The sequence below is a fragment of the Mycobacterium sp. P4_H6 genome (assembly GCF_056400845.1).
Genome location: NZ_JBFUKN010000051.1, coordinates 29,549 through 43,628, shown reverse-complemented (window position 1 = coordinate 43,628; position 14,080 = coordinate 29,549). Strand labels below are relative to the sequence as shown.

Below are 14,080 nucleotides of genomic sequence, written 5' to 3'. Positions count from 1 at the left end.
GCCGCGGCCCGCAGGCCCGGGTCCGCGAGCCCGGCCCGGGCCGCGAGGTCCCATTCACCGGAGACCGGTGCGGTGGCACTGGTGGCGATCTCGGCGGCAGCCGGGTTGTCCAACAACGTGGCCAAGGTGAACACCACGGCCGGCCAGATGTCGTCGGGCACGCTGTCCAGGTACCGGATCTCCAGCCAGCGGCGCGGCCGCACCGGCGGGAAGAGCGTGGTCAGGTGATATTCGAGGTCCTCTTCACCGGGAACACGGTCGTCCAGTGGCACCCGGCCGTCAGCCCAGTCGGCGTACGAGACGAACTCGGTCATCGGCACCGCGTCCGGTGTGCGCACCAGCATCACCGGGGCCCGAAGTGCGTAATGGGCCCAGTCGGCGGCCGGATCGTCGCCGTTGTCGCCCAGCACCGGGCCGCACCGCGCCGAGTCCAGCTGGCCCCAGACGCGTTGTCGGGAGCTGCGCCATCCGGTGAAGTGCCCGCCCAGCAGCGGCGAGTTGGCCGACAACGCGATCATGGTCGGCCCCAGGGCGTGTGCCAGCCGGACGCGGTCCGCCCAGCCCGCCCGCGGGCCGGCCTCGATGTTGAGCTGCACCGACGCGGTCGAGGTCATCATGGCTGCGCCGGCCTCGGCGGTTCCCGTCGCGGTGAAGAAGCTCTCCATCGCCTGATAACGCGCGCCGGGGTTGATGCGCTGCGCGGGCCGCAGCGGGTCGGCACCGAGCAGCACCAGGCCGAGGCCGTGTGCGGCGAAATGCTCTTTGAGCACCGTGCGGTCGGCGATCATCCCGACGATCGCGTCGGCGACACTGCCGGCCGGTGGGCCGGACAGTTCGACCGCGCCACCGGGTTCGACGGTGATGGCGCTGCCGCCGGGCAGCGCGGGTGCCGTCGCGATGACCCCGCTGAGCTCATCCCAGCCCGGGCGGCGCAGGGGATCGGTGATGTCGAAACAGTGCGCCTCGATCTCCAGGCCGACCTTGCCGACCGGACCGTCGTGCAGGCAGTTCGCCGCGATCGCGGCGGCCACCTGACCGGAGGCGCACTCCATATCGCGCGCGGCAGCGGTCGTCATGCGAACCACTCCTCCCCCGGATCTGGACGCTACGTGCTTTTGCTATTCAATCTTCCAGACAGGTCTGACATATTCCCAAGGGTTTTGTTCGCCCTTATTGCCCGAGGGTGTTCTGCATRGCCCCGGCCAGCACGTTGACCGCGGGCCCACCGTTGCCGGGTTGGCAGACTTTCGCCTGCAGCAGAACGTTTTCCCGCAAACGGGTCTGGGTGAAACACCTGCGGTCCGTGCCGCCCTCCTGTTTCACCCAGACCGCGTCGGTGGCGGTCGCCGCGCCGCCGGAGAAGGTCCACACCTGGTTGACCAGGTTGTCCAGATGCATCGTGGTGGTCTGCTCGGCGCATCCGGTGGTGCGGTCGGTGACGCGGTGATAGGCGCGGGTGGCCGCATCGTTGGTGGCGAAAACGCCGACCGCCTGTTTGACCAGTCGCGTCGAATCCGTGGCAGAGGTCTGCGCGACGGCGCCGTTGAAGGACGCCAGGTCCGGATCGGCGTACACGTCGGGGAGACCGATATCGGCCCAGTTGTTGCAGGCCGGGTTGTCGACGTAGAAGGTCTGGCCCGGGTTGGTGAGCTCGGCTTCCCACGCCAGCGGCGCTCCCACGATATTGCTGACCGAACCCTTCGGCAGGACCGCGTAACTGACGACGCCGGGATCAGACGGTCGGGCCGAGGCCGGAGCTGCGAGGGCCAGCGCCACTCCCACCCCGGCGGCCAGTGCAGTCAGCCGCATGGCTCGATCATGCCAAAACCGGCTGGCTTGCCAAAGCTAGAAGAGTGTCTGCGTGCAGTACGTCCGGGCCGGCGCGGGATAGGGCCATGCGTAGGAACCGGCGTTCGCCGGGCAGGCGGACTGGTCCTGGACGTCGAGACGCTGGGTGACCTGGACCAGCACACCGTCGTCGCGGTCATCGCAGGAGGCCTTCTCGACCAGCCCGATCGGCATTTCCATCAGGTAGCACTGGTTGGCGACGAGGTTGGGCACCAGGCACAGCCGGGCGGTCGACGGTTCGGCGTAGTCGGTCGGCACGTGCTGGTACTCGTTGGTCGGGCATTCGCCGGCGGCGTTGGTGGTGGCGCCGACGGTGTAGCTCGGGTCCTGGGCGCAGGACACCTCACTTGCGCGCACCGGATCCGGCGTCGGAGCCTCGCCCGCATCGATATCCACGCAATCGCCGACGGCGAAGATCGTCGAGGCGGCCACGTCAGGATCGTCTGCACGCAGGCTGCAGCCGGACAGGCCCAGCGATACCACGAGCACGGCGACAAACGCGGCAATGCGCAGCGGTCGGCGTGTCATGGTTAGCGACACTCTCACGAATGAGGTCAGAGTGCCAAGAGTTACGGATGATTCCTCACGCGCCCGCGAGGGTCCTCTTAGTGTTTTAGGGGCGCGGTGGCGTGGCCGGTGCGTTGCCGGGACCGGGGCTCTGCCCCTGCTGCGGGCCCTGGAAGCCCGGACCGAAGCCGGGGCCGCCTTGCGCTCCCGGTCCAGCGGGTCCGCCCGGTCCGCCCGGGAAGAAGATGTGCGGCGGCCCCATCGGCGGCCCGCCCCGGTGGAACATGCCGGACTCGCGGTCCGGTCCGCCGCGATGATGTCCGCCGCCGTCGGAGTGCTTACCCAGGATGAAACCGGAGAAGAAGATCACCGCGACGACGAAGGTGACGCCCGCGACGATGCCCACCCAGGCGGCGACCTGGGTGACACGGTTGTGCCGGGGTCGCTCCTCGGAGGGCACCACCACCGCCGGTGGCGGTGGTGCAGGCGGCGGGGGTGCTGCAGCGGCTGCCACGGGGGCCGTGGTGCTGGTCGAGTTGTCGGCTTCTTCGCTCATGGATTCATGATGCCGACGGGCGGCAATGTGCCGGCTGGTTAGAGCATGTGAATCAGCTATGAAACGGGTGCACCGCGTACTGGATCACCCGGTAGGGCGTGCCACCGCGGGGCGTGGTGTTCCACTGGCTGACGAATACCCGCAGGTCGTCCAGCGTCGAGGCCGGTGAGATGTAGCCGCCGTACGGCTGAGCCAGCCGGTTGTCCTGCGGTGCCGGCAGGTCCTCGGGCCGATCCGGCCATGGCGACCCGACCACGACCGTCGTCACCGGCGCGGCACCGAGCTGGGTCGGGTCGGAAGCGACCCGGACCTCCATGTTGCCGGTGCCGGCGTTGAAGTAGGACAGCACCGTCTTGCCGTCGATCTGGCGCACGCTCATCTCGCCCACCCGGTCCGGCCACAGCGGGGTCGGCTCCGCGCCCCATCCGTGCACCGACGACCAACCTTGCCAGGCGGCCCGGTCGGTGAAATCCTGCGGTGCAACGCGATACAGCGTCGCCGGCGCGCTGCGGTCGAAGTTGTCGGCCACGATGTACACCCAGCCACGCTCGGATTCCGGTGTGGGGATGGGGTCGTAGTAGCCGCTGATCTGGGACTGCCCGCCTCCGGCGAAATCGGCCGGGCGCTCCGATCCCGCGACCGTCGGCCAGTTGTCCTTCGCGGCATCGGCTTTCACCAGACGCGAGGTCGCCGGGCGGAGATTCTGCGTCGTGGTGACCAGCATGTAGTTCTCGCGGTTGATCGACACGATCCCGGCGGGAAGCTGCGATGCACCCACGGGCGTCGGGTCGGCCAGCAGCCGTGTCGAGGTGCCGGTCACGCCGGTGATGCGGATACCCGCTGGGGCGTCGATCGAGTCGGGGTCCACGTGCAGCGCGATCGGCGAGTACCAGCCGCCGAAGCCGACTCCCTGCCCCGCGAAACTGTCACCGCAGACCTGCAACAGCCGGGTCGGGAACTCCATGAACTCGCACAGGTCCGTGGCACCGATACCGTAATCGCCGGTGGCAGTGCCCGTTCCGGCTACCGGACCGAGCATGACGACCTGGCCGGGGTRCAGGAACATATCCGCGTGCGCGGGTGCCGAAAGGACCAATGCCGATACCACGGCCCCCGAAACTGCGTTCCGGAAGGTGGTTACTCGCACTTTTCCTTCTGGAATACAGTTTCGGCGTCGGTCAGAGCTGGGCGGCGAGCAACTCGGCAATCTGAATGGTGTTCAGCGCGGCACCTTTTCGCAGGTTGTCACCGGACACGAACAGGGCGAGGCCGCGACCTTCCGGCGCACCCGGATCCTGACGGATCCGACCGACCAGCGAATCGTCGGCACCGGCGGCAGCCAGCGGCGTCGGCACGTCCACCAGCGTCACGCCCGGCGCGCCGGCCAGCAGCTCCTGGGCCCGTGCCACCGAAAGCGGTTGCGCGAACTCGGCGTTGATGGACAGCGAGTGCCCGGTGAAGACCGGCACCCGCACGCAGGTACCCGACACCAGCAACTCGGGGATGCCGAGGATCTTGCGGCTCTCGTTGCGCAGCTTCTGGTCTTCGTCGGTCTCTCCGGAGCCGTCGTCGACGAGCGCACCGGCCAGCGGCACCACGTTGAAGGCGATCGGCGCGACGTACTTGACCGGTGCCGGGTAGTTCAGCGCCGAGCCGTCGTGCACCAGCTGCTCGACCCCGTCGATCACGGCACGCGCCTGTGAGGCGAGTTCCTCGACGCCGGCCAGCCCGCTGCCCGAGACCGCCTGGTAGCTCGACACGATGAGCCGGGTCAGGCCCGCCTCGTCGTGCAGCGGCTTGAGCACCGGCATTGCGGCCATGGTGGTGCAGTTCGGGTTGGCGATGATGCCCTTCGGGCGATTGGCCGCATCGCGCGCGAAGTTGACCTCGCTGACGATCAGCGGGACCTCGGGGTCTTTACGCCACGCCGAGGAGTTGTCGACGACGACGGCGCCTGCCGCGGCGAATCGTGGTGCCTGCACCCGCGACATGGTCGCGCCGGCGGAGAACAGCGCGATGTCCAGCCCGGACGGGTCGGCGGTCTCGCTGTTCTCGACCTCGACCTCCTGGCCCCGGAAGGTCAGCTTCTTACCCTCGGAGCGTGCGGAGGCGAAGAACCGCACCGAACTCGCCGGGAAGTTGCGCTCTTCGAGCAGTGCGCGCATCACCTGGCCGACCTGACCGGTCGCGCCGACCACACCGATCGAAACCATTAGATTCCCGTTCCCGCGTAGACGATTGCTTCCTCGTCGCCACCGAGACCGAAGGCCTCATGCAGCACGGCGACGGCGGTGTCGAGCTCAGTGTCCTTGATCAGCACCGAGATCCGGATCTCGGAGGTCGAGATCAGGTCGATGTTGATACCCGCTTCGGCCAGCGTCTCGCAGAACGTGGCGGTGACGCCCGGGTGGCTGCGCATCCCGGCACCGACCAGCGACACCTTGCCGATGTGATCGTCGTAAAGCACCTGGGTGAAACCGATCTCGCCCTGCAGCGAGGCCAGCTTCTGCACCGCGGACGGGCCGTTCTCCCGCGAGCAGGTGAACGTGATGTCGGTCTTGCCGTCCTCGATCTTGCTGATGTTCTGCAACACCATGTCGATGTTCACGTCGGCATCGGCGATCGCACGGAACACCTTGGCGGCGTATCCGGGTACGTCGGGCACACCGACAACGGTGACCTTCGCCTCGCTGCGGTCGTGCGCGACTCCGGTCAGGATTGCGTCTTCCATGGGGATGTCCTCGATCGATCCTTTGACGATGGTGCCTGGCTTATCCGAGTACGACGAGCGGACGTGTATCGGAACGTTGTAGCGACGGGCGTATTCCACGCAGCGCAGCATCAGCACCTTGGCGCCGCATGCCGCCATCTCCAGCATCTCCTCGAAGGAAACGCTGTCGAGGTGCCTGGCGTTGGGGACGATGCGCGGGTCGGCGGTGAAGATGCCGTCCACGTCGGTGTAGATCTCGCAGACGTCGGCGTCCAGCGCGGCGGCCAATGCGACCGCCGTGGTGTCCGAGCCGCCGCGGCCCAGCGTGGTCACGTCCTTGCTGTCCTGGCTGACGCCTTGGAACCCGGCGACCAGCACGATCAGACCCTCGTCCAGCGCCTCGCGCAGCCGGGTGGGGGTGACGTCGATGATCTTGGCGTTGCCGTGGGTGCCGGTGGTGATCACGCCGGCCTGGGAACCGGTGAAGGACCGCGCGTGCGCGCCCAACGACTCGATGGCCATCGCCACGAGCGCATTGGAGATGCGCTCACCCGAGGTGAGCAGCATGTCCATCTCGCGGGCGGGTGGTGCCGGGGAGACCTGGCGAGCGAGATCGAGCAGGTTGTCGGTGGTGTCGCCCATCGCCGAGACGACCACGACGACGTCGTTGCCGGCCTTCTTGGTCTCCACGATTCGCTCGGCGACGCGCCGGATCCGATCGGCGTCCGCCACCGATGATCCGCCGTATTTCTGCACGACGAGCGCCACTGTGAACCTCTCAACCAGCCGGGGATGTCCTGACAAGGATAAAGGGTGCGCGCATCCTCATTTACCCCTCCACCGCGATGACGGCCCCGTCACATGCAGAAACGTCCCAGAAACCGTTTACCCATCCGCAACGCGCTGATGCCATCCAGGTAACAGACGCGGAGGTTACTTCCAGTGGTCGGCCCGCTCGGGCCGCGCATCTGTAGGAGATGTTGATGGATACAGGAACCACGGCCTTCATACTCTGTTGCATCATCGGCCTCACGCTGATGATTCCCGGGCTGGCGCTCTTCTACGGCGGCATGGTCTCGGTCAAGAGTTCGACCAACATGATGATGATGACGTTCGGAGCGGTCGCGATCGTCGGACTGCTCTGGGTGCTCTTCGGCTTCTCGATGGTGTTCGGCACCTCGATGGGCGGCTTCGTCGGCGACATCACCGAATTCGCAGGCATGACGGATCTGCTCGAACCGATGACGACCATCGACGGGCTGCCGATCAGCCTGTTCGCACTGTTCCAGGCCCTGTTCGCGGTGATCACCGTCGCCCTGATCTCCGGCGCGGTCGCCGACCGGATGAAATTCGGCGCATGGATGGTCTTCGCGGCCGTCTGGGCAGTGCTCGTCTACTTCCCGGTCGCGCACTGGGTGTTCGCCTTCGACGGCGTTGTCACCGAGAACTCGGTGGGCGGCTGGATCGCCAACACTCTGGGCGCGGTCGACTTCGCCGGTGGCACCGCGGTGCACATCAACGCCGGTGCCGCCGCCCTCGCGGTGGCCATCGTGCTCGGCAAGTCCGCGATGTTCGGACAGCTGCGCAAGCCGCACAATGTGCCGCTGACGCTGCTGGGCGCGGGCATGCTCTGGGCCGGTTGGTACGCCTTCAACGGTGGATCGGCACTGGCGGCGGGCAATTCGGCGGCGATCGTCATGGTCACCACCTTCGTGGCGACCTGTGCGGCGGTGCTGGCCTGGCTGGCTGTCGAGAAGATCAAGACCGGTCACGTCACCGGCGTGGGCGCGGCATCCGGCGCGATCACCGGCCTGGTCGCCATCACCCCGGCCTGCGGTGCGGTCACGCCGATCGGCGCCATCTTCGTCGGTGGTATCGCCGGCGCCATCTGCGTGTACGCGGTCGGAGTCAAGGACAAGTTCGGTTATGACGATTCGCTGGACGTGGTCGGCGTGCACCTCGTCGGCGGTGTCGTCGGCACCCTGCTGATCGGTTTCTTCGCCAGCGAGGGCATGCCCAACGGCGTGAACGGCCTCCTCTACGGCGGCGGCATCGATCTGCTGTGGCGCCAGGCGGTCGCGGCCGGTGCGGTGATGGCGTACTCGTTCGTCATCGCCTTCGCGATCGCTTTCGCCATCAAGAAGACGATGGGCATCCGCATCTCCCCGGATGAGGAGGAGAAGGGCATCGACGCCAAGTTCCACCGTGATTCGGCATACGAGCTCGAATTCTCCTGATCTACCGATGATTCCCCGGTGGCCTTGGGTCGCCGGGGTTTCCTCGGCTTGCGTGAGTTTCATACCGTGATACTCTGTTTCTTACAAAGAGACGAGTCATAACAAGATGACGAAAGTTCTGGTAACCATGACCACCGATCTCGCCACCCTCGCCGAGCAGTCCGGCACCCGGTTCATCCTCGCCCTCTTCGTCGACCTACGCGGAAAGCCTTGCGCCAAGCTGGTTCCCGTCGAAGCCGTCGAACAGCTGGCCACCGAAGGCGTCGGTTTCGCCGGCTATGCAGTCGGCGCCATGGGCCAGGAGCCCAAGGATCCCGACCTGATCGCCGTACCGGACCCGGCCTCGTTCACCCCCATCCCGTTCATCAAAGAGGGTCTGGCGCTGGTGCACTGTGACCCGCACGTGGAGGGCAAGCCGTGGCCGTACGCGCCACGGATCATCCTGAAGAATCTCGTGCAGYAGGCTGCCGACGCCGGCTTCGAGCCATGGGTCGGGGCCGAGGTGGAGTACTTTCTGTTGCGCCGCAACGCCGATGGCGCTCTGGTCACCGCCGATGCAGCCGACACCGCCGCCCAGCCCTGTTATGACGCCCGCGGCGTCACCCGGATGTATGAGCACCTCACCGCGATCTCGACCGCGATGAATTCGTTGGGCTGGTCCAACTACGCCAATGACCATGAGGACGGCAACGGGCAGTTCGAGCAGAACTTCCAGTTCGCCGAGGCACTGGTGACCGCCGACCGGGTGATCACGCTGCGATACCTGCTGTCCATGATCGCCGCCGAACGCGACATGGTGGCCACCTTCATGCCCAAGCCGTTCGCCGACCGCACCGGCAGCGGCCTGCACTTCCACCTCTCGCTGACCAGCGCGGGCAATCCGGTGTTCCCCACCGACACCGATGAGCGCGGCCTGGGGCTGTCCGACACCGCCTATGCCTTCATCGCCGGGATTCTCGATCACGCCTGCGCGTTGCAGTCCGTCATCGCCCCAACGGTGAACTCCTACAAGCGAACCGGAGCCACCAGTACGACTTCGGGCGCATCGTGGGCGCCCCGCAAACCCAGCTACGGCGGCAACGATCGCACCCACTACATCCGGGTTCCCGACAACCAGCGCGTCGAACTGCGCGGCGGGGACGGTTCCGCCAACCCCTATCTGGCCATCGCCGCCGCCTTGGGTGCCGGGCTGGACGGCATCAAACGCAGTCTCGACCCCGGTGCCGTCGGCGCCCAGGGCCCCGCGAACCTGCCGCCCACACTGCTGCACGCGATCGACGAGTTGGACGCCGACCCGGTGATGACCGGAGTGCTCGACGCCGCCGGCGACGGGGTGGCCACGTATTTCGCCGGCATCAAACGCGAGGAGTTCTTCACCTACCACGGCACCGTCACGCCGTGGGAGGTCGACCAGTACCTGACAGCCTTCTAGAAAGGAACGCTATGTGCGGGATCGTGGGTTTGCACCTGCGCACACCTGAGCTTTATCCCCGACTGGGAGAACTGCTCAGCGGCATGCTCGGTGAAATGTCGGACCGGGGTGCTGATTCGGCCGGTGTCGCGGTGTACGGCGACCCGCTGTGGTCGCCGCCGGGGCGGGGCTGCGTGTCGGTGACCGATGTCGCCGTCGCACCCGACCTCGGACCCGACGTCGAGGTGGTGCAGGTGGATTCGACCTATCTGCTGTCGGCCGGCAGCTCCTCCGAGGAGCTGCTGGAACGGGTACGGCAGTCCTATCCCGAGGCACTGATCGCCGGCTTCGGCGCCGACCTTGCTGTGCTCAAAGGTGTCGGACATCCACGCGCGTTGACCGACGCGTGGGGCCTGTCCAAGGCCCAAGGTTGGCAGGGCGTCGGGCACACCCGCATGGCCACGGAATCGGCGGTGACACCGTCGGGCTGCCACCCCTACACCGTCGGGCCGCAACAGTGCCTGGTGCACAACGGATCCTTCGCCAACCATGCCACCATCCGCCGTGACCTGCGCCGTGCGGGTGTGGTCTTCGACAGTGAGAACGACACCGAGGTGGGTGCGCGGTTCGTCGCGCAGCAGCTGGCCGCCGGCCGTGATGTCGAGACCGCGTTGAAAGAGTTGTGCGCCACGTTCGACGGTTTCTACACCCTGCTGGTCTCCAATCACGATTCGTTCGCCGTGGTCCGTGACGCCATCGCCTGCAAGCCCGCCGTCATCGCCGAGACCACCGAATGGGTGGCCATGGCCAGCGAGTACCGCGCGCTCTCCGAGCTGCCCGGCGTCGAGTCGGCCAAGATCTGGGAACCCGAGCCGGAGGTGGTGTACGCATGGACACGCTAGTGCGATACGACTTGCGCACAACGCCGTTGCGCGAGGTGAACACCGCGCTGCACAAGCCCGGAGTCAAGGGCGAGTTCGTCATCGACCATCCCGACGGCGCGCACAACGTCGCGGTCGGCGTGAACGCGCCGGTGCATGTCACCGTCAACGGTCATGTCGGCTACTACGCGGCTGGGATGAACCAGCAGGCGGAGATCCTCATCAACGGCAACGCCGGCACCGGCGTCGCCGAGAACATGATGAGCGGCAGCGTGCGGGTCAACGGGAACGCCTCGCAGTCCGCGGGCGCCACCGCCCACGGCGGCCTGTTGGTCATCGAGGGAGACGCGGCCGCGCGCTGCGGGATCTCGATGAAGGGCGTCGACATCGTGGTGGGCGGCGACATCGGCCACATGAGCGCCTTCATGGCTCAGGCCGGGCGACTGGTGGTGCGCGGCAACGCCGGTGAGGCACTGGGCGACTCGATCTACGAGGCGCGCMTCTWCGTGCGCGGCKCGGTCGCCTCGCTGGGCGCGGACTGCGTCAAAAAGGACATGCGGCCCGAGCATCATGCCGAACTGGCCGAACTTCTTGCCGCGGCGGGGTTCACCGATGAGACCTCGGAGTACACCCGGTACGGCTCGGCCCGCAACCTCTACCACTTCCACGTCGACAACTCTGCGAGCTACTAGATGACTTCCACCGACGATCGGGCCCGCCGGGGTCTGCGCGAGTCCGCCACCTTCGACCGGCCCACCATCGCCGCGATCCAGCGTGCCGCCGAGACGGGTATCTATGACATCCGCGGCTGGGGCGCCAAGCGGCCGCTTCCGCACTTCGACGACCTGCTGTTCCTGGGTGCGTCGATGTCTCGGTACCCGCTGGAGGGTTACCGCGAGCGGTGCGGCACCGATGTGGTGCTTGGGGATCGGCACGCCAAACATCCTCTGCACCTCGACATCCCGGTCACCATCGCCGGAATGAGCTTCGGCGCGCTGTCCGGGCCGGCCAAGGAGGCCCTCGGTCGCGGCGCGAGCGAGGCGGGAACCTCGACCACCACCGGGGACGGCGGTATGACCCCCGAGGAACGCGGCCAGAGTAAAAACCTGGTCTACCAATACCTTCCGTCGCGATATGGGATGAACCCCGATGATCTGCGCAAGGCGGACGCCATCGAGATCGTGCTCGGCCAGGGCGCCAAACCCGGCGGCGGCGGAATGCTGCTGGGGCAGAAGATCTCTCCGCGTGTCGCCGGGATGCGTACCCTGCCCGAGGGCATCGATCAGCGCAGCGCCTGCCGCCATCCGGACTGGACCGGGCCCGATGACCTCACCATCAAGATCAACGAGTTGCGTGAGATCACCGACTGGGAAAAGCCGATCTATGTCAAGGTCGGCGCCACGCGCACCTATTACGACGTGAAGCTGGCGGTGCACGCCGGGGCCGACGTCGTGGTGGTCGATGGCATGCAGGGCGGCACCGCCGCCACCCAGGACGTCTTCATCGAGCATGTCGGCATCCCCACCTTGGCCGCGGTGCCGCAGGCGGTCCAGGCGCTGCAGGAACTGGATGTCCACCGCAAAGTTCAGTTGATCGTCAGCGGCGGTATCCGCAACGGTGCCGATGTGGCCAAGGCACTGGCGCTCGGCGCCGACGCCGTCGCGATCGGTACCGCGGCGCTGATCGCCCTCGGCGACAATCACCCCCGCTACGCCGCCGAGTACGAAAAGTTGGGCAGCGCAGCCGGTTTCTACGACGACTTCCAGGACGGCCGCGACCCGGCCGGGATCAGCACCCAGGACCCGGAACTTGCGGCCCGCTTCGACCCGATCGAGGGTGGCCGACGGCTGGCCAACTACCTACGCGTGCTCACCATGGAAGCCCAGACCATCGCCCGAGCCTGCGGCAAGGCCCACGTCACCCACCTGGAGCCCGAGGACCTGGTCGCGGTCACCATCGAAGCGGCCGCCATGGCCCGGGTGCCGCTGGCCGGTACGAACTGGATCCCCGGGGCCGGGTTGTGAACGAGACCGCGGACGTCGTCATCGTCGGTGGCGGTCTGGAAGGCGCCGCGGCGGCCTGGGCACTGAGCCAGCGTGGCGTCACCGATGTCTTTGTCGCCGAACGCAATACCGTCGGTTCCGGCATGACCGGCAAGTCCAGCGGCATCGTGCGCTGCCACTACGGGGTCAGCTCGCTGGCCGCGATGGCGGCGTCCAGCCTGGAGGTGTTCGAGAAACCCCAGCAGTTCATGGGCGATCACGCCACCGACATCGGATTCCGCCAGACCGGCTACGTCGTCGGCGTCGGCGCACCCAATGTCGAGGCCATGCGCAAGAGCCTTGCCGCACAACGCGCCGTCGGGGTACAGACCGAGGAGATCGGTGTCGACGAAGTCGCCAAGCTGTGGCCGACCGCCGATCTGAGCCCGTTCGCGGCGTTCGGGTGGGAGGCACGTGGCGGATACGGGGATGCCTACCAGACCGCGCAGGCCTTCGCGGTGTCGGCGCGGGCCGCCGGCGTGCGAATCCGGCAGGGCGCCAACGTCACCGACCTGCTCATCGACGGCGACCGCGTGACGGGGATCCGGCTGGACGACGGCACGGAGGTCTCGGCAGACACCGTTGTGGTCGCCACCGGGGCCTGGACGCAACCATTTCTGGCCCGCTACGGCGTCGACGTACCGATTCGGGTGGTGCGCGAGCAGATCGTCACCATCTCCCCCGGCCTGGATCTCGGTCCGGTGCCGGTGTTCTCCGATCTGGTCTCGCTGCAGTACGTGCGGCCGGAGCTGGGCGGGGAGATCCTGTTCGGCAACAGCGACCTCGCGCACTGCGAGGAGGCCGACCCGGACGATTACCTGAACCGCGCCACCGACGGCTTCGTGGAGATGACGGTCGACAAGGTCGGCACGCGCTTCCCCGGCCTAGCCGACGCGAGGATCACCGGCAGCTACGCCGGCTGCTACGACGTCACCCCGGACTGGAACCCGGTGATCTCCGCGGGCGGGCTGGACGGGTTGATCGTGGCGGCCGGGTTCAGCGGGCACGGCTTCAAGATCGCCCCCGCGGTCGGGCGGCTGGTCGCCGACCTGGTGACCGACGGTCGCAGCGCCGACCCGCGCATTCCGGAGACCGACTTTGCGCTCTCGCGGTTCGCCGATGGCACACTGCTCAAGAGCCCGTATCCATACGTGGGTGCCGGGGAGATGCGTTAGACGACAGGGGGCCGGCCGTGAGTGACGTTCCGCTGCTGCGCAACCAGTCCGGAACGGCTCGCGAGCGGGATCCGCACGAGCCGGTCGAGGAACTGGAGTTCGAGGCGGCGATCGGCCGCAATGTGCGCCAACTGCGCCAGCAGCACGGGCTGACGGTCGCGGAAATGGCGGCCCGGGTCGGCATCTCGAAGGCGATGATGTCCAAGATCGAGAACGCGCAGACCTCGTGCAGCCTGTCCACCCTGGCGCTGCTGGCCCGCGGCCTGGACGTGCCCGTGACCAGCCTGTTCCGGGGTGCGGACGTGGAACGCCCGGCCGCCTTCGTCAAGGCCGGCACCGGCGCGGAGATCGTGCGCAACGGCACCAAGCAGGGCCACGAGTACCAACTGCTGAGCTCATTGCGCGGGGAGCACAAGCGCCTCGAGTGCCTGCACGTCACGCTCACCGAGAAGAGCCAGACCTACCCCTTGTTCCAGCATCCCGGCACCGAGTTCATCTATATGCTCGAAGGGGTGATGGACTACAGCCACAGCCGGTCGGTGTACACCCTGCATGCCGGCGACTCGTTACAGATCGACGGGGAGGGCGCGCACGGGCCGGTGGACCTGGTCGAGCTGCCCATCCGGTTCCTGTCGGTGATCGCGTTCCCGGACTCGCAGGTGTAGGTCAGTCACCCGGGTGTGCCGCGGTTTCATCCGGGCTGCTGGATCAGT

14 protein-coding genes are annotated in these 14,080 nt (G+C 67.3%); 7 read left to right on the top strand and 7 right to left on the bottom strand.

Annotation, left to right across the window (positions count from 1 at the left end; all coding sequences use genetic code 11):
* The 7 genes from egtA to AC1DTF_RS20375 form a co-directional block, all read right to left on the bottom strand.
* Positions 1-1,076 (bottom strand): ergothioneine biosynthesis glutamate--cysteine ligase EgtA (gene egtA, locus AC1DTF_RS20405; protein ID WP_477475374.1); only part of this gene is annotated, 1,076 nt, incomplete at its 3' end.
* Positions 1,077-1,170: 94 nt separating this feature from the next.
* Positions 1,171-1,809, bottom strand: coding sequence for a sensor domain-containing protein (locus AC1DTF_RS20400; RefSeq protein WP_477475373.1), 639 nt, complete (start codon positions 1,807-1,809; stop codon positions 1,171-1,173).
* A 36-nt stretch (positions 1,810-1,845) separates the two neighbouring features.
* Positions 1,846-2,376: a hypothetical protein gene (locus tag AC1DTF_RS20395; RefSeq protein ID WP_477475372.1), complete on the bottom strand. Its 531-nt coding sequence runs from the start codon at positions 2,374-2,376 to the stop codon at positions 1,846-1,848.
* An 85-nt stretch (positions 2,377-2,461) separates the two neighbouring features.
* Positions 2,462-2,911 carry a hypothetical protein gene (locus tag AC1DTF_RS20390; RefSeq protein WP_477475371.1) on the bottom strand — a complete coding sequence of 150 codons (450 nt, stop codon included), beginning with the start codon at positions 2,909-2,911 and terminating at the stop codon, positions 2,462-2,464.
* 52 nt (positions 2,912-2,963) lie between these two features.
* On the bottom strand, positions 2,964-3,977 hold the full coding sequence (locus AC1DTF_RS20385) for a DUF4185 domain-containing protein (RefSeq protein ID WP_477475370.1): 1,014 nt from the start codon (positions 3,975-3,977) through the stop codon (positions 2,964-2,966).
* 112 nt (positions 3,978-4,089) lie between these two features.
* Positions 4,090-5,124: an aspartate-semialdehyde dehydrogenase gene (locus AC1DTF_RS20380; RefSeq protein ID WP_477475369.1), complete on the bottom strand. Its 1,035-nt coding sequence runs from the start codon at positions 5,122-5,124 to the stop codon at positions 4,090-4,092.
* On the bottom strand, positions 5,124-6,389 hold the full coding sequence (locus AC1DTF_RS20375; RefSeq protein ID WP_057171028.1) for an aspartate kinase: 1,266 nt from the start codon (positions 6,387-6,389) through the stop codon (positions 5,124-5,126). Before AC1DTF_RS20375 ends, AC1DTF_RS20380 begins: the two co-directional genes overlap by 1 nt.
* Positions 6,390-6,604: 215 nt before the next feature.
* Between AC1DTF_RS20375 and AC1DTF_RS20370 the strand changes: the two genes are divergently transcribed.
* The 7 genes from AC1DTF_RS20370 (at position 6,605) to AC1DTF_RS20340 (ending at position 14,032) form a co-directional block, all read left to right on the top strand.
* Positions 6,605-7,858: an ammonium transporter gene (locus AC1DTF_RS20370; protein ID WP_057171212.1), complete on the top strand. Its 1,254-nt coding sequence runs from the start codon at positions 6,605-6,607 to the stop codon at positions 7,856-7,858.
* A gap of 127 nt (positions 7,859-7,985) precedes the next feature.
* Positions 7,986-9,290, top strand: a complete 1,305-nt coding sequence (glnT, locus tag AC1DTF_RS20365) for a type III glutamate--ammonia ligase (RefSeq protein WP_477475368.1) — start codon at positions 7,986-7,988, stop codon at positions 9,288-9,290.
* Between the two features lie 11 nt (positions 9,291-9,301).
* The gene (locus AC1DTF_RS20360; RefSeq protein WP_057171031.1) at positions 9,302-10,171 is read left to right on the top strand and encodes a class II glutamine amidotransferase domain-containing protein; all 870 of its coding nucleotides are present in this window, start codon (positions 9,302-9,304) and stop codon (positions 10,169-10,171) included.
* Positions 10,159-10,842, top strand: a complete 684-nt coding sequence (locus AC1DTF_RS20355) for a protein glxC (protein WP_477475367.1) — start codon at positions 10,159-10,161, stop codon at positions 10,840-10,842. The genes AC1DTF_RS20360 and AC1DTF_RS20355 overlap by 13 nt, the downstream gene beginning before the upstream one ends.
* Positions 10,843-12,174, top strand: a complete 1,332-nt coding sequence (locus AC1DTF_RS20350) for an FMN-binding glutamate synthase family protein (protein ID WP_057171033.1) — start codon at positions 10,843-10,845, stop codon at positions 12,172-12,174.
* The gene (locus AC1DTF_RS20345) at positions 12,171-13,367 is read left to right on the top strand and encodes an NAD(P)/FAD-dependent oxidoreductase (RefSeq protein WP_057171034.1); all 1,197 of its coding nucleotides are present in this window, start codon (positions 12,171-12,173) and stop codon (positions 13,365-13,367) included. Before AC1DTF_RS20350 ends, AC1DTF_RS20345 begins: the two co-directional genes overlap by 4 nt.
* A 17-nt stretch (positions 13,368-13,384) precedes the next feature.
* Positions 13,385-14,032: a helix-turn-helix domain-containing protein gene (locus AC1DTF_RS20340; protein WP_057171035.1), complete on the top strand. Its 648-nt coding sequence runs from the start codon at positions 13,385-13,387 to the stop codon at positions 14,030-14,032.
* Positions 14,033-14,080: the final 48 nt, after the last annotated feature.